Annotated in this window: 14 protein-coding genes, 1 tRNA gene and 1 pseudogene; 8 read left to right on the top strand and 8 right to left on the bottom strand. The window is 63.4% G+C overall.

Annotated elements, in window-relative coordinates; genetic code table 11:
* Window positions 1-39: 39 nt before the first annotated feature.
* Window positions 40-1,194 (bottom strand): CobW family GTP-binding protein, encoded by a 1,155-nt coding sequence (locus tag NKH98_RS17340; RefSeq protein ID WP_352801869.1) that lies wholly within the window; start codon window positions 1,192-1,194, stop codon window positions 40-42.
* A gap of 4 nt (window positions 1,195-1,198) precedes the next feature.
* Entirely contained in the window at window positions 1,199-2,377 is a 1,179-nt protein-coding gene (locus tag NKH98_RS17335) for a D-alanyl-D-alanine carboxypeptidase family protein (protein WP_352649350.1), read from the bottom strand.
* Between the two features lie 269 nt (window positions 2,378-2,646).
* Between NKH98_RS17335 and NKH98_RS17330 the strand changes: the two genes are divergently transcribed.
* On the top strand, window positions 2,647-3,810 hold the full coding sequence (locus NKH98_RS17330; protein ID WP_352801867.1) for a M20 aminoacylase family protein: 1,164 nt from the start codon (window positions 2,647-2,649) through the stop codon (window positions 3,808-3,810).
* A 15-nt stretch (window positions 3,811-3,825) separates the two neighbouring features.
* Here NKH98_RS17330 and NKH98_RS17325 read toward each other — a convergent pair whose 3' ends face one another.
* The 3 genes from NKH98_RS17325 to NKH98_RS17315 form a co-directional block, all read right to left on the bottom strand.
* The gene (locus NKH98_RS17325; RefSeq protein WP_352468681.1) at window positions 3,826-4,116 is read right to left on the bottom strand and encodes a hypothetical protein; all 291 of its coding nucleotides are present in this window, start codon (window positions 4,114-4,116) and stop codon (window positions 3,826-3,828) included.
* Window positions 4,117-4,252: 136 nt separating this feature from the next.
* Entirely contained in the window at window positions 4,253-4,777 is a 525-nt protein-coding gene (locus tag NKH98_RS17320; RefSeq protein ID WP_352476237.1) for a hypothetical protein, read from the bottom strand.
* 127 nt (window positions 4,778-4,904) lie between these two features.
* A complete protein-coding gene (locus NKH98_RS17315; protein WP_352801865.1) occupies window positions 4,905-5,231 on the bottom strand; it encodes a DUF1330 domain-containing protein in 327 nt (108 codons plus the stop codon).
* A gap of 173 nt (window positions 5,232-5,404) precedes the next feature.
* Here NKH98_RS17315 and NKH98_RS17310 point away from each other — a divergent pair, with 173 nt between their 5' ends.
* Together NKH98_RS17310 and NKH98_RS17305 are read left to right on the top strand one after the other, a co-directional pair.
* Window positions 5,405-6,097, top strand: coding sequence for a winged helix-turn-helix transcriptional regulator (locus NKH98_RS17310; protein ID WP_254816613.1), 693 nt, complete (start codon window positions 5,405-5,407; stop codon window positions 6,095-6,097).
* A 47-nt stretch (window positions 6,098-6,144) separates the two neighbouring features.
* Window positions 6,145-6,221: transfer RNA gene (locus tag NKH98_RS17305), tRNA-Arg, on the top strand.
* Window positions 6,222-6,536: 315 nt separating this feature from the next.
* Here NKH98_RS17305 and NKH98_RS17300 read toward each other — a convergent pair.
* Together NKH98_RS17300 and NKH98_RS17295 are read right to left on the bottom strand one after the other, a co-directional pair.
* The gene (locus NKH98_RS17300; RefSeq protein ID WP_352476236.1) at window positions 6,537-6,959 is read right to left on the bottom strand and encodes a RidA family protein; all 423 of its coding nucleotides are present in this window, start codon (window positions 6,957-6,959) and stop codon (window positions 6,537-6,539) included.
* 109 nt (window positions 6,960-7,068) lie between these two features.
* Window positions 7,069-7,917 carry an SDR family oxidoreductase gene (locus NKH98_RS17295; RefSeq protein ID WP_352900039.1) on the bottom strand — a complete coding sequence of 283 codons (849 nt, stop codon included), beginning with the start codon at window positions 7,915-7,917 and terminating at the stop codon, window positions 7,069-7,071.
* A 97-nt stretch (window positions 7,918-8,014) separates the two neighbouring features.
* Between NKH98_RS17295 and NKH98_RS17290 the strand changes: the two genes are divergently transcribed.
* Together NKH98_RS17290 and NKH98_RS17285 are read left to right on the top strand one after the other, a co-directional pair.
* Complete coding sequence (locus NKH98_RS17290; RefSeq protein WP_352900036.1) at window positions 8,015-8,917, top strand: LysR family transcriptional regulator; 903 nt, start codon at window positions 8,015-8,017, stop codon at window positions 8,915-8,917.
* 143 nt (window positions 8,918-9,060) lie between these two features.
* On the top strand, window positions 9,061-9,264 hold the full coding sequence (locus NKH98_RS17285; protein WP_352900034.1) for a hypothetical protein: 204 nt from the start codon (window positions 9,061-9,063) through the stop codon (window positions 9,262-9,264).
* On the opposite strand, the gene NKH98_RS17280 is transcribed toward NKH98_RS17285, so the two are convergent.
* Window positions 9,261-9,491 carry a VOC family protein gene (locus NKH98_RS17280; RefSeq protein WP_352476233.1) on the bottom strand — a complete coding sequence of 77 codons (231 nt, stop codon included), beginning with the start codon at window positions 9,489-9,491 and terminating at the stop codon, window positions 9,261-9,263. The genes NKH98_RS17285 and NKH98_RS17280 overlap by 4 nt on opposite strands.
* A 220-nt stretch (window positions 9,492-9,711) precedes the next feature.
* Between NKH98_RS17280 and NKH98_RS17275 the strand changes: the two genes are divergently transcribed.
* The 3 genes and pseudogenes from NKH98_RS17275 to NKH98_RS17265 all read left to right on the top strand — a co-directional run bounded on the left by NKH98_RS17275 (window position 9,712) and on the right by NKH98_RS17265 (window position 15,169).
* Complete coding sequence (locus NKH98_RS17275; RefSeq protein ID WP_352900031.1) at window positions 9,712-11,988, top strand: hybrid sensor histidine kinase/response regulator; 2,277 nt, start codon at window positions 9,712-9,714, stop codon at window positions 11,986-11,988.
* 405 nt (window positions 11,989-12,393) lie between these two features.
* Window positions 12,394-14,139 carry an adenylate/guanylate cyclase domain-containing protein gene (locus NKH98_RS17270; protein ID WP_352900028.1) on the top strand — a complete coding sequence of 582 codons (1,746 nt, stop codon included), beginning with the start codon at window positions 12,394-12,396 and terminating at the stop codon, window positions 14,137-14,139.
* 449 nt (window positions 14,140-14,588) lie between these two features.
* Window positions 14,589-15,169 (top strand): annotated as a pseudogene (locus NKH98_RS17265) (dienelactone hydrolase family protein).
* Window positions 15,170-15,272: the final 103 nt, after the last annotated feature.

Raw genomic sequence — 15,272 nt, 5'->3', positions numbered from 1 at the left:
CCTCTGGCCTGCCGGCCATCTCCCCCTCGAGGGGGGAGATCACGATCCGGCGATGGCCAGCGGATTGCTCTCCAGTGCCGCCCGGTCCGGCGTGTCGATCGACGGCTGGTTGGTGAAGGCGGCGAACAGCCGGCGGACATAGTCTTCCGGCATGTCGAGCGTGATCAGCACCAGCCTGGTGCCGCGCTGGCTGTCCGGCCAGGCCGGCAATTGCACCGGCGGATGCAGGATCTTCTGCACGCCATGGATAACCAGCGGCCGCGACGGGTCTTCTGCAAGCTCGATGACGCCCTTCATCCGCAACAGGCGCTCGCCATGCGCCGAGCGCAGCAGATCGAGGAACATCTCGATTGCCGAAAACGGCACTGGCCCGTCGTGAACCAACGAATGCGAACGCACGCGGGAATCGTGCCTATGGCCATGACCATGACCATGGTGATGGTGATCGCCCCCGTCATGCCCGTCGTCATCATGCCCCTCGTCATCATGCCCGCTGTGGTCATGTCCGCTGTGGTCATGGTCGTCGCCGGCTTCTTCGCCGAGCCAACGCTGCACATCGACGGATTTGGTGGCCGGATTGTAGAGGCCGCAATCGAACAGGGTCGCCACGCTTGCCTGGCTCGCGTCGAGCACCACGGCGCCCGGGTTGAGCTGCCTGAGCCGCGCCCGCAACGCCTTGGCATCGCCCGCATCCGTGGCCAGGTCGGCCTTGCTGAGCACGATGCGGTCGGCGACGGCCACCTGCTTCACCGCCTCGACATGGGCATCGAGCGTCGCATTGCCGTTGACGGCGTCGACCAGGGTGATGACGCCGTCGAGCCGGAAGGCCTGGACAAGGGCCGGATGCGCCATGATCGACTGCAGCACGGGGGCGGGATCGGCGAGCCCGGTGGTCTCGACGACGACGCGGGCAAGCCGGTCGATGCGGCCGGTCTGCAGCCGGTCGACGAGGTCGGCCAGCGTGTCGACCAGCTCGCCGCGCACCGTACAGCAGAGGCAGCCATCGGAGAGCTGGATGATGCCGTCGGAGGCCTGCTCGACCAGGAGATGGTCGATCGCCACCTCGCCGAACTCGTTGATGATGACGGCGGTGTCGGCGAGCGCGGGATCCCGCAGCAGCCGGTTGAGCAGCGTCGTCTTGCCCGCACCAAGAAAGCCGGTGAGCACCGAAACGGGGATCGGGAAGCCGGCCATCAGGTTAGTTCAACGCCTTGGCCGGCTGCTGGACCTGCGCGGCGGTGGCGGATCCGGCCACAACAGGCTCGGCGCCGGACGGCGGCGCCCGGTCCGGCCGCCATGTCGGCAGCGGCACGTCGGCATATTCCTGCCCGGAGGCGTCGAGCATCGCCTTCGGCGTCGGTCCCGTGGCGCCCCCGAGGCCGACAGCGATCAGCGTCGGCACATGGTCGAGCTTTTCCTGATAGGGCGATTTCGGCACGTCCTTGCCCTTGTCGCCAACCGCGGGCGCGGCTTCCGACTGCTCCGCGACCGGCTTCTTCTTGCAGATTTCGTCATTCATGTCGTTGGCCGACATCGTGTCGCCATAGGCGGGCAGCGCCGCGACCGTCAGCCAGCTCGGCGCCGGCGTTGCAAAGCCCTGGTCGAGCAGTTTTGCCGCCGTTTCGGCGCGGGTAATGGCTGACCGTTCGCCGAGCACCACGGCGACCAGGGTGCGGCCGTTGCGGGTCGCCGAGCCGATCATGTTGAAACCGGACGAGCAGACGAAACCCGTTTTCATGCCGTCGGCACCCGGATAGCGGCCAATCAGGAGGTTGTAGTTGGAGATTTCCTTTTTGCCGACGGCAAGGCCTTCGATCGAGAACCAGGGGGCATATTGCGGGAAGTCCTTGCGGATCGCCATCACCAGCAAAGCGAGATCGCGCGCTGTCGTATACTGGTCCGGCGAATAGAGCCCGTTCGGATTGACGAAATGCGACCCGCTCATGCCGAGCCGCCGCGCCTCGGCGTTCATGCGTTCGGCAAAGGCTGCTTGCGAACCGCCGATATTCTCGCCGACCGCCATGGCGATATCGTTGGCCGATTTGACCAGCATCATCTTCAGCGCGTTGTCGAGCCGCATCACCGAGCCCGGCTTGAAGCCCATCTTGCTCGGCGGCTCGCCGGCCGAATGTTTCGTTACCTTGATCGGCGAATCGAGCTGGACCTCACCCGCGGCAATCGCCCGAAACGCCACATAGGCGGTCATCAGCTTGGTCAGCGATGCCGGGTACCAGCGCCTGAACGCCTCCTGGTGCTGCAGGATCTTGCCGCTGTTCAGGTCGAACAGGATGGTCGGATTGGCCAAGGCAGGCCCGGCCAGCGCCGGAAGCACCACCGCGCCCGCCACCAACAGTTTGAGGAAATGCCTGTAGCGCATCATGAAAACCGAATAGCCTCTTGCCGCAGTCGCACCTGGCTCCGTAAGATTTCGTTACACGATCGCCAGGATAATGGTCCGGCTCTCTGTTCCCGGACCACAGTCGCGGTGCTATTTACTCTATGTGACGTCAACATGGCAAAGTGCTGCCGATCACAATGTGGAAGCAGCAGCGCAATGCAAACCAGCGTGCATGGTTGCAAGGCAGCAGGCACAATTGCAAAGCAGCAGGCCAAGACCGCCTGCTCCAACAGCGAAATGGAACCATCATGCCGATCCTGAACCGAGCCGCCGAAATGCAGGACGAGGTGGCCGGCTGGCGCCGCCATTTGCACCAGACGCCGGAGCTGAATTTCGACGTCTTCAAGACCGCCGCCTTTGTCACCGAGAAGCTGAAGGCGTTCGGCTGCGACGACATCGTGACGGGTTTGGGCAAGACCGGCGTCGTCGGCATCATCCGCGGTCGCCACGGCGAAGGCTCGACCATCGGCCTGCGCGCCGACATGGATGCCCTGCCGCTCAACGAGATCACCGGCAAACCCTATGCCTCGACGGTCCCCGGCAAGATGCACGCCTGCGGCCATGACGGCCACACCGCGATGCTTTTGGGTGCCGCCAAATACCTCGCCGAAACGCGCAATTTCGCCGGCTCGGTCGCGGTCATCTTCCAGCCGGCCGAAGAGGGCGGCGGCGGCGGCAACGAGATGGTCAAGGACGGCATGATGGAGCGCTTCGGCATCTCCAAGGTGTTCGGCATGCACAACATGCCGGGCCTGCCGGTCGGCCAGTTCGCCATCAGGCCGGGCCCGATCATGGCGGCGACCGCCGAATTCACCATCACCGTCAAGGGCCGGGGCGGCCACGCGGCGATGCCGCACGGCACCATCGATCCGATCGTCATCACCAGCCAGCTCGTCGGCGCATTGCAGACGATCGCCTCGCGCAGCACCGATCCGGTCGAGGCGGTGGTCGTCTCGGTGACGAAATTCCATGCCGGCGACGCCTACAACGTCATTCCCGAGAGCGCCGAGATCGCCGGCACGGTACGCACGCTGAAGAAGGAGGTTGCCAAGAAGGCCGAAGAACGCATCCGCGCGCTTTGCCAAGGCCTGGGCGCTGCCTTCGGCGCGACAATCGAGGTCGATTACAACGCCAACTACCCCGTCACCTTCAACCATCCCGAAGAGACGGTCTTTGCCAGCGACATCGCGGCCGACGTCGCCGGCGACAGTCATGTTCACCGCGCCATCCAGCCGGTGATGGGCGGCGAGGATTTCTCCTACATGCTGGAAGCCCGGCCGGGCGCCTTCATCTTCATCGGCAATGGCGATACCGCCGGCCTGCACAACCCGGCCTATGACTTCAACGACGAGGTCATCCCGCACGGCATGAGCTATTGGGTGAAGCTGGCGGAAACGGCGCTGGCGGCATAGCCGTTCGGCATTGGCTTACGGCCCGCTCTTCGGATCCTCGACCTCCAGCGCTTCCATGACCGGCGCCAGCTCGTTGTCGTCGGCGGGTTGCGGTTCTTCGCCTGTCCTCGCCTTCTTCAGGGCTGCCTCGATCGCCTCCTGGATATTGCCGAGTTCGTCTTCGCGAACCTCGTGGCCATAGCCGGCAGCGTCGGCATCCTGCTCGAATTGCTGCGCCAGGACGGCGACGCTCACTTCGCTCTCGGCCGGTAGATTGCCGACATTCTCCTGCAGCCAGGTTTCAAAGAACTCTTTGGTGGCGCTCATGCGGGTCTCTCCTTCGGGACACTAAAGCGCGCTGGCATCCCGAAGGTTCCGCTATCTGAGCCGTCTTTGCGCCCGTTGCTGGCTGTCCCGCAATTCAGAGCGGCCAGGCGGCGAGGGCGCCGCCTGGCTCGGCTGCTTACTGGCTGGCAGCAGTCGTCGGTTCGCACGACACGTTCGGGTTCATATCGGCGAACGCGCCGGTCGGGTTGCCCTTCCAGGCCCAGACATGCAGCTCGTAGAAAGGTCCGAGGCCATAGCGGTTGGGCGCGCTGTTGAAATTGAACAGATGTCCATCGAGCGAGGCCGGGCCTTTCGAGGTGATGTATTCGACCGCGATCAGTTTTAGCGTGCCGTCGGCCATCGGCTCGTACATGACGGCTTCAGGCTTGGCGACATCGACCGCGTCGTCCTTGAGGTAGCCGGGATTGACGTAGTGGATGCCCATGGCGCCGCCGGTGATGCCGCTGGCGCAAGGAATGGGCGCATAGCCCTCGGCGGTCGCCGCCGCCACATTCTCGAAGCGGCTGTTGGCGGCGCGCACCTTGTCGGCCAGCGGATTGGGACCGGAGGTGGGGGCTGCCTGATGCGCCTGCGCCAACGCAGTGCAGGCCGACAGCAGCGCCACGGCAGCGAGGAACTTGTTGCGAAAGTTGATTGTCATAGTCATTCCATTCTTCTTGAAAAGCACAGCCCGGCCGGCCGCCGGAAGTAAGGAGGTCCGGCAGGTGGGCGCTGTGGCTGTTGTTGCTGGGAGATCCCTGCCCCGATGCGACGAATGCAGGGGGAGATCATCCCTTCGGCAAATACGGGATGGTTCCGGCCAGATCGGAATTGTCGATCATCTGGAAACGGCTGTCGCTACCGCCCTGACGGGCCGAAACGAAGGGTGCGTAGGCAGGATCGTCGGTAAAGGCGCGCGCCGCGGCCTCGGTCGGGAACGCCATCAAGGCAATCAGGGTGGTGTCGAGCGGCTTGCCTTCGAGCGTCTTCACATTGCCGCTGCGCGACAGATATCTGCCGCCGTGCTTGTGGACGAGGTCGTGGACCGACGCGGCATAGGCCGGCATCCACTTTGGGTCCCTCACCTTGATGTCTGCGATAACGTAAGCGGTCATGGGTTATGTCTCCTGGTCGTGCACAGGGGTATCCCGTGCAGCGGCAGAGGGGTCGCATGTCAGGGCCGGCGCCAGCCAGTCCGCCATCTGTACTGGGCCGGTACAGTTTCTGTACTCGCGGCGTTGCCGGGAAAGGCCTATGGTTCCGCCAGAGTTTGAGGGAAGGCAACATCGTGACCCAGTCCGGATACAAACAGTTCTGCCCGTTATCGATGGCCGCGGAGGTGCTGTGCACTCGCTGGACCATGGTTCTGCTTCGCGAATTGGTGGCGGGCTCGACCCGTTTCAACGATCTGCGCCGCGGCGTCCCCAAAATGTCGCCGACCCTTCTGTCGCAACGCCTCAAGGAGCTCGAGCTGGCCGGGATCGTCGAGCGCAAGGAGGTGCGCGGCGAGAAAGGCATCTTCGAATACCGGATGACCGAGGCAGGCAGGGATCTGCGTTCCGTCGTCGAGGCAATGGGTTTTTGGGGCCAGAAATGGGTCGAGTCCCGGCTGTCGCTGAAGAACCTCGATCCGTCGCTGCTGATGTGGGACATGCGGCGCAATCTGAACGCGTCGCCGCTGCCCGACGGCCGCACGGTGATACAATTTCTGTACCAGGAGCTCCCCGCCTCCAAACGGTCATGGTGGCTGATCGTCGAGAAGCACGGCGAGGTCGATCTCTGCTGGTATGACCCGGGCTTCGATGTCGATCTCTACGTCTCGACCGACCTGCACACCATGACCGAAATCTGGATGGGGCTGATCACCGTCGAGAAGGCCGGGGCGAAAGTCGTTCTGACGGGCGACCAGGATATCGCGCGCAAAATGCAGACCTGGCTCGGCCTGAGTCCATTCGCGGTGGAGCCGAAGCGAGCGGCCTAACTGCCCCTTGGCGAAACGTCCCGAAGCGGTTATGTGTCGGGCCGCGTGGTCCCGTAGCTCAGTAGGATAGAGCGGCAGATTCCTAATCTGTAGGTCACAGGTTCGATTCCTGTCGGGATCACCAAAGTTTTCAATAACTTAGTGAATTGGTGCCGTACTTTTTTGCCAATTAGTACGGCACCTCGTCTATGGCACGAGCGGCGAGGGTTATTGGACCTCTGAGGAAGTTGATTGGATTGTCTACTGTTCGCACGAAGGGACGATCACGCTTGGCGGGTCAATAACAGCAATCGCCCCATCAAAACTCCCTTGCGGCTGATTGGAGTTAACGTCCGCTCCGGGTTGGGAGTTGAATGGCAGCTATCCTTGAACCAGCCCCTTTGACCGGACGGTCTGAAATCGGCCCAAATCGCCGATGCAGAAATTGCAGGATGAACGATCATCGCTTGTCCGCTGGCTGACCGCTTGTCGTCAAAGGGATGCGGGCGATGACCTTGATCTCGAAATCGAAACCCGCGAGCCAGTTGACGCCCACTGCCGTCCAGTTCGGATAGGGAGGTGCGCCGATCTCTTCCGCGCGGACAGCCAGCACCGTTTCGATCTGTTCGTCCGGGTTGGTGTGGAAGGTGGTGACGTCGACAACGTCATCGAAGCTACACCCGGCGGCGGCCAAGACCTCACGCATATTGGCGAAGGCCCGCCGAACCTGATCCTCGAATACGGGCTCAGGCGAGCCGTCCTGACGGCTCCCGACCTGACCCGACACGAAGAGAAGATCGCCAGAGCGAATGGCCGCGGAATATCGATGAATATCGTATAACGCGTGGCGTTTGGCCGGGAAAATGGCGTCACGTGCAGGCATTTCGTGTTCCTTTCTGTCTTAATAACGGCGCCGGGCCGGAGCCTGGGGCATCAACGGGCGGAGCTGCATGCCGGTGGCCTGCGGCTCTGGATCGGCGGGACAGGTTGGGTCACAGCCGCGCCAGCTCCTCGTCGGTGAAATCCGCCGCAACCGCGATGTCCTTCTGCCGGTCGAGCTCCTCGATGCGCCCGCCGAGTGCCTTGCGGATGCCGGCATAGGCCTCGGCACCAAGCACGAGCCGTTTCGGGAGTGGACCATCCTGATCGGCAAGCCTGATCATTGCGTCCGTCATGCGGTCGGGGTCGCCCTTGATCACCCATGAGACACCCAGCGCCTCGCGGATCTGACCGGCGGGTGTTTCCTCATAGGCCGCGAGCGGCTTGGTCCGCGCGAGATTGCCGCCGAACCCGGTCCGCGCCGGCCCAGGTTCCACAAGGCTGAATTCGATGCCGAAGGGAGCAGCCTCCTGCGCCACGGACTCGACGAATCCCTCGATACCCCACTTGGTCGCGTGATAGAGGCTGAAAGCCGGATAGGCGATCTGGCCTCCCTCGCTCGATACCTGTAAAATCCCGCCGCCACCCTGGCTGCGCAGATGCGGCACCGCCGCCCGGATAAGTGCGATCGAGCCGATGAGATTTGTGTCGATGATGTCCCGGACCTGCACATCGCCAGCCTCTTCGGCCGCGCCGAGCAGGCCATAGCCAGCATTGCTGACGACGATGTCGATCCGAGCGGATGCCGCGAAGGCGCGGTCGACCGCGACGCGGACCGAGCTCTGGTCCTTGAGGTCCATTGCGACGATGCGGAGCCGTTCGGGGTAACTTGCACGCAGGTCGGGAAGTGCGTCCTCGCTGCGGCTGGCACCGACGACGCGGTCTCCCCTGAACAGGGCCTTCTCCGCCAGCAGCCGGCCTAGACCGGAAGACACACCCGTTATGAACCAGGTCTTTTCCATTTCTCATTTCTCCAATTGATCCAGGCAGGAGATAGGGCAACCGCATTGCGCGCATTAGCCGTTGAAATCGGCATGGGATAATGCAAAATCCCCATCAATGCCCCGCCCGTCGCTCAACGATCTCACCGCCTTCGTCGCCGTTGCCACACACCGCAGCTTCCGCCGCGCAGCCGACGAGATCGGCACGGCACCCTCCACATTGAGCCATGCGATGCGTGCGCTCGAGGAACGCATGGGCGTGCGACTTCTGAACCGCACCACACGCAGCGTCTCGCCGACAGAAGCCGGGTTCCGGTTGCTCGACCGTCTTCAGCCGGCGCTCGCCTCGCTGGACGAGGCGCTCGACAGCGTCGCGGGGTTCCGGGGCAATGTCGCGGGCACGGTCCGCATCAACGCACCGCGATTGGTGGCCGGGCTTCTCGTTCGCTGGGTCCTTCCGCAAGTGGCGGAGCGCCATCCGGACGTGACCGTGGACATCGTTGTCGAGGGGCGGCTCATCGATATCGTGTCCAGCGGGTTCGATGCCGGCGTACGCCTCATCACATCAATTCCCAAGGACATGATCGCCGTGCCGTTTGCACGCGCGTTGACGTTCATCTGTATCGCGTCGCCCGCCTATCTCGATCGCTTCGGGGAGCCGGGAACGCCCGAGGAATTGCAACGCCACCATTGCATCGGCCACCGTATGCCCAGCGGCAAGCTCTATCGATGGGAGTTCGAACGCGCAGGCCAGGAACTGGTGATCGGGGCAAACGGCCCCATCGTCCTTGATGACGAGGAACTGATGGTCGAAGCCGCAATAGAGGGTCTGGGCATCGCCTATGTGGCGGATTGGGCCGCCGAAGCGGCGGTGTCCGATGGCCGGCTGCGCAAGGTCCTGACCGCGTGGACGCCAGCACCGGAAGAAGTTGCGGTCTACTACCCCGGACATCGAGCCGTACCGCCCGCACTGCGAGCTTTTCTCGACGTAGTCAAAGACCTGCGGAAGAAAGAACCTTAACTGGATCACGAACGACGCCCTCGCGCGGAACAGCCGCTCTGCGGACAAAGCTAACCTCGCCACCGGTTCCTTGGCCATACGCGTCTGAAGTTAGTCCGTGTGTCTGAGTTGGGCTGTGTGGGCGCCTACCCACTGCGTAAGACATGGCGCAGGAAAAGGACGCCTTTGACGCTAACTCCTTGGCCGATAATCAGGCGGTGACTGGCTGCATCAGTTCGAAGATGTTGCCCCAAAGATCGGAGAAGAACGCGATGCGGCTGCTGATCGCCGGAACATCGAATGGCTCATGCACGATTTTTCACGCTACGGCGCTTCAACTCGGCAACGGCCTTGTCGACGTCGTCTAGGCGAAGGCAAGGTGATGCCACCCCGACAGGCCGAGGCTGGCACCAAGATCCGCGTATACGGGGCGCTCGGCAGCGCCGGGGCCTGCCAGAAGTTCAAGGCGGAAGCCGTCATCCACTGCCGGCGAAAGAAAGACGAAGGTCATATCGTCGCTAGAAGGTACGGTATTCACGACTCTGAAATCCAGCTTTCCGGTGTACCACGAGATCGCGGCATCGTGGTCAGGCACTCGGAGCAAAGAAGGGTCGCATCAGGTCATAGCGCGAACGGCAGGTTTCGAAAAGCGCCATGAGGGTCAGCAAATGGCACTCTTGTCCTGCTGGTGCAAGCGTTTCCCCACCCCGCACCGTACTGCGGTCGGATGCAGGCATCTTGCCGGAACTCACGATAATCGTCATCCTTGCCAGCCCGACGGCCAGCGTTCCGACCGGTCGTCACGGAGCCCGCCCTTGCAAGAAGACGACGACGGAAACGCATTCCAAGAGGCGATCCTCGCTTCGGTGGTTCGCTCATCGCTCGACTGCGTGATCGTCACGGACGAAGCCGGATTGGTTGTGGAATTCAACGCGGCCGCCGAGGCGACCTTCGGCTATTCGCGCGCTGAAGCGGTCGGCAGACAGATCTCGGAGCTCATCGTCCCGCCGCATCTGCGCAAGGCGCACGCAAACGGGCTTGCCGCCTATCTTGCGGGTGGCGCCCCGCGGTTGCTCGGGCGTCGCACAGAGCAGACTGCCATGCGAGCGAACGGCACCGAGTTTCCGGTGGAACTCACGATCACCGAAGCCCGGAGCGGCAAACGCCGTTTCTTCACGGCGAGCTTGCGCGACCTGTCGCAGCGCCACGCTGCCGACGCAGCTCTGCGTGCCAGCGAAGCCCGCTTGGCGGCATTCATGAAGCATGCTCCCGTAGGCATGTACCTGAAGGATACCGACGGACGCTATCTGGTCGCCAATCCGGAAATGGGAAAGGTCTTCGGCCGGCCAGCCGAGAGCGCGATCGGACTAAGCGCGGCCGACATTTTCGGGCCGCAGGAGGCCGCGATGATCGCGGAAAACGATCGCCGCGTGCTGGAATCGGGACAGGCGATTGCAATCGAGGAATTTCTAAGCAACGCGGTCAACTATGCCTGGAGCCTTGTCGTTCGCTTTCCCGTGCTGTGGGCCCATCAGCAACAGGCGCGCATCGGCGGCTTCGATATCGACATCACCGAGCAGAAGCGCGCGGCCGAGCGCCTGCAGCAAAGCGAGCGGCGCTTCCGAGACCTCACTCACCATCATCCGGTTCCGGTCGTGTTCATAGACTCGCGAACGAGGCGCCTGATTACCGCAAATCCCGCCTTCCGCGAGATCATGGGTATAGGCCCGCGTGACGAGGAGCGCTTCCGCCAGCACCGCTGGTTCGCCACACGGGAAGACTATCGGCGCCTCAAGGCCCTGTCACGTCAGCAGCCGCGCGCCGACGGCGTGGAGGCTCAACTTCGGCGTCTGGACGGCTCCGTGTTTCCCGTGTCGCTGAGTTGGCGCCATATCGAGATGGACGACCGACCGGTGATCGTCGGCAGCATTCTTGATCTCACCGCAACCAAGGCGGCTGAAGCCGAACTGGCGCGGTCGCGCGAGGCATTGGCGCAGAGCGAGCGGCTCAATGCACTTGGTTCGCTGCTTGCCGGCGTTTCGCACGAACTCAACAACCCTTTGGCGGTCGTCGTCGCGCAGGCCCAGTTGCTGGAAGAATTTCTAGCCGGAACCGCCCACGCACAGCGGGCCGGCAAGATCAGACTCGCCGCCGAGCGCTGCGCGCGCATCGTGAAGACTTTCCTGGCAATGGCGCGACAACGCCAGCCGGAGCGCCGCAGTACCGACGTCAACGATCTGATCCGCGCAGTTCTTGACATCGCCGGCTACGGTTTGCGCACGGCAGGCATCGAGGTGCAATGCCGGCTCGCCGAGGGCCTGCCGCCTTTGGAAGTCGACCCTGACCAGATGCATCAGGTGTTCTACAACCTGATCGTCAACGCGCAACACGCCCTGCAGGAGATACCGGCACCGCGGAGGATCGAGATCGAAACGTCGCTTGAAGGCAATGACCTCCAGATCGTGATCGCCGACAATGGCCCCGGTGTGCCCGCCGATATCCGGAACCGCATTTTCGATCCGTTTTTTACCACTAAGGCTCAGGGTGCGGGCACCGGGATCGGGCTCGCTTTCTCGCTCGGCGTGGTGCAGTCGCACAATGGACGGCTGGCTCTGCTTGACCGTGCGGACGGCGCGCATTTCCGGTTGCTGTTGCCGGTGGAGGCCTGCACTTCGTCAGATTCAGTCGAAGGTGTTGCGGCTCACTCGGTCGCGGACATCGGTTGTACCGCCCTTGTGGTCGATGACGAGCGGGAGGTTGGCGAAACGGTGGCAGAACTACTACAGGCTGAAGGTTTTGCCGTCAGGATCGTCGAGGACGGTGCCGGCGCCAAGGCAGCGCTGATGAGTGCTGTTTTCGATGTGATCTTTTGCGATCTGCGGATGCCGAACATCGACGGCCCCGCCTTGTTCGACTGGGCCTGTCAGGCAACCCCGGGTATGGCGGAGCGATTCGTTTTCGTTACCGGCGACACGCTCGGCGGCGCTGCGGCGCGCTTCCTTGAACGGGCCGGTCGACCAGTTGTCGAGAAGCCATTTTCGCGCGATTCTATCCGCCGGGCACTAAGCTCGTTGGCAGACGTTCCGCGCTAGCCAACGACCTCAGCACCTCTAAGCGCGAACGTCTGGTGATGCCCGATGCGCTTAGTAGGCATCTCGCTGTTACATCGCGGTGACAAAAGCACCGCCACGGTGGCGTCAACCGGTTACCAAGGGCAGTAAATATCTCCGGCCTTCTGGGAGGAGTGGCGTGTCAGCGTCCCCAGAGGCTGCGTGGGCGTATCGCCGGTTGGCTGTTAGCGCGGCGACTGGATCGCTCCACGCCTCGCAAGCGGGATAGCGAAATCTCGTGAAGACAAAGTCGAGCTGCGTTTTCCGTTCTGTATCGGCGACCGGCGGCGACTGGGAGAGACGGATACCATGCACATGGGGCGTCTGGAAGGTGCCAGGACATGGACGCGGGGCGGCCCGCGCGCAGGCGCTTGGTCGAGCGGTGCAATGACCACGCAGCGCCACCTCGCAGCGATCATGGTTTGCGACGTGGTCGGCTATTCGCGCCTGACGGAGCGCGACGAGCGCGGCACGCTCGAGCGGCTGAAGGTCTACCGCAAGGACCTGCTCGAACCGCTGGTCTCTGAGCACCAGGGTCGGATCGTCAAGCTCACCGGCGACGGCATGCTGTGTGAATTCGCGAGCGTCGTCAACGCGGTGGCCTCGGCGATGGCGATCCAGCAGGCCCTGGCAGAACACGAGGCGGAGATGCCCGAGGAAGAGCGGATTCGCTTTCGCATCGGCGTCAATCTCGGCGACGTGGTCTGCGAGGAGGACGGCGACCTCTACGGCGACGGGGTCAATATCGCAGCCCGCCTCGACGGCATCGCCGACCCCGGCACCGTGGTCGTCTCAGGCACCGCCTACGACCACCTTCAGGGCAAGCTCGACTGCAGCTTCACGCCGCTCGGCAATCTGCGCCTCAAGAACATCGAGCGGCCTGTGCGCGCCTACCGCGTCGAGACCGACGCCGGCGCCTCGGTGGCTGCATCGCCTCCGCTGCCCGCGAAACCCTCGATCGCGGTTCTGCCTTTTACCAACATGAGCGGCGATCCCGACCAGGAATACTTCGCCGACGGGCTGGTGGAGGACATCATCACGGGATTGAGCCGGGTAAACTCCTTCTTCGTGATCGCCCGCAACTCGTCCTTCACCTACAAGGGCCGGGCGGTGGACCTGCGCCAGGTCGGGCGCGAGCTGGGCGTCCGCTACGTGCTCGAAGGCAGCATCCGCAGAGCAGGATCGCGGGTGCGCATCAGTGGGCAGTTGGTGGACGCGATCAGCGGACACCATGTCTGGGCCGACCGCTTCGAGGGCGACGTGAGCGACATCTTCGACCTGCAGGACAAGGTGACCGAGAGCGTCGTCGGCGCTGTCGAACCGAGCATCCGGCTGCAGGAGATCAAGCAGGCGCGCATGAAGCCGACCGACTACATCGGTGCCTACGACCTCTACCTTCGTGCGCTGCCGCGCTTCTACAGCATGACGCGCGAAGGCTTCGCCGACGTGCGCCGGCTCACCAACGAGGCGCTCAGCATCGACCCAGACTTCACCCTGGCGAAGGCACTCGGTGCCTATATCCGCAGCCTGTCGGTGAGTCAGTGCTGGCACGAGCCCGACGATATCCGCGTCGCCGTGCGCATGGCCCGCGAGGTGCTGGCGGACGCGCGAGACGACCCGACAAGCTTGCGTTTCGCCGCGCAGGTGATCGCCTACAGCGCCAAGGATTACGAGACGGCGCTGGACACGATCGAACGGTCCCTGCTCCTCAACCCCAATTCGGCGCAGGGCCATACGGGCAGCGGCTGGGTGAACGCCCATTCCGGCCACCCCCTCGTTGCGATCGAGCACTTCCACAGGGCGATGCGGCTGAGTCCGGTCGACCCCGAGAAGGGCATCGCGCTCTCCGGCATCGGGATGAGCTACCTGATGCTCGAACGCTACGAGGAAGCGCTGGCTTGGGGAGAACGAGCGCTGCGCGAGATGCCGAATTACGGCTCCTCGCACCGGGTGGTGATCATGGCGCTGGTCAAACTCAACCGGCTGGACGAAGCGCAGGCGGCGGCGCGGCGGCTGATGGAGGCGTTCCCGACCTACACGCTCGGCCTGCAGAGGCAGATCAACCCGTGGCGGGACAAGGTGTTCGCCGAGCACTACGTCGAAGCGTTGGGTATTGCCGGCGTGCCGGAGTGATCGTCGCGGTTGCAAAGATGCCCTCTCCTGCGCGTCACGTCCGGCCAGGCGACGCGCCCCTTGATCCCGCGTCGCTTCAGGAAGGATAGTTCTCTGGCCGGCTTGTCGAGGACCGAGCGCGTAGAGCAGCTGTGAACAGCCGGCGAGCTCTCGTGGCACTTTCGTAGGATGGCGTTTCGTAGTGACCCCAAAATTGACCTTGGTGGAACTCGAACCAAGACACTACCGTCGCGGTGCGTCCGTCTGGCGGACGCGGGTAACGCCGGAAAGCATTTTCGTCGCCGCCTATCTGTTGGTGTAGATCGGCCCCGCGTTGTCACGCCGGGAAAAGACGATGCGCCGAGGCTTGTCATCATTCGGAAGTTCTTCGATGCACAGCGAAATCGCTTGCAGCTCTGCGAAGCGATTCGCAATTATCGCCGCAATCCACGTCCCACCTGGAGGCTCCCATGGCCGAGGTCCTGCTGTTCCACCACGCACAAGGGTTGACTCCCGGCGTGCGCGCGTTCGCTGACGACCTGCGGGCAGCCGGGCACACCGTGCATACGCGGACCTGTTCGATGGACGCACATTCCAGAGTATTGACGAGGGTCTCGCCTACATCGGTGAGATCGGGTTCGACGACATGCGGGAGCGCGGCGTCCGCGTCGCCGACGAACTGACGCCCGAGCTCGTTTACGCCGGATTCTCGTTCGGCGTACTGCCGGCGCAGAAGCTCACACAGACACGACCCGGTGCCTGCGGAGCCCTGCTCTTCCACTCCTGTCTGCCGATTAGCGGCGAGTGGGCCTTCGGACCCTGGCCGGACGGCGTCCCGGTCCAGATCCACGGTATGGATAACGACCCGATCTTCATCGGCGAGGGCGACATCGACGCCGCTCGCGAGATCGTGGAGAAGGTCGAGGACGCGGAGCTGTTCCTCTATCCCGGCGACCAGCACTACTTCGCCGACAGCTCGCTCCCGTCGTACGACGCTGCTGCCAGCGCACTGCTCACGCGGCGGGTGCTCGAGTTCCTGGACCGTGTCTGACCATGTCGGGTACGACCCGGAGACATGGGTAACAGAATGTACCTAAGACATGGGTGACAACCTCGTGCCGAACGGGTTGTCGATGGTCTGCAAGGTTCTCTGT

Origin of the sequence: Mesorhizobium sp. M0833 (assembly GCF_040319905.1) — a bacterium.
Classification (GTDB): domain Bacteria; phylum Pseudomonadota; class Alphaproteobacteria; order Rhizobiales; family Rhizobiaceae; genus Mesorhizobium.
This window is presented reverse-complemented; position numbering and strand designations above follow the sequence as displayed.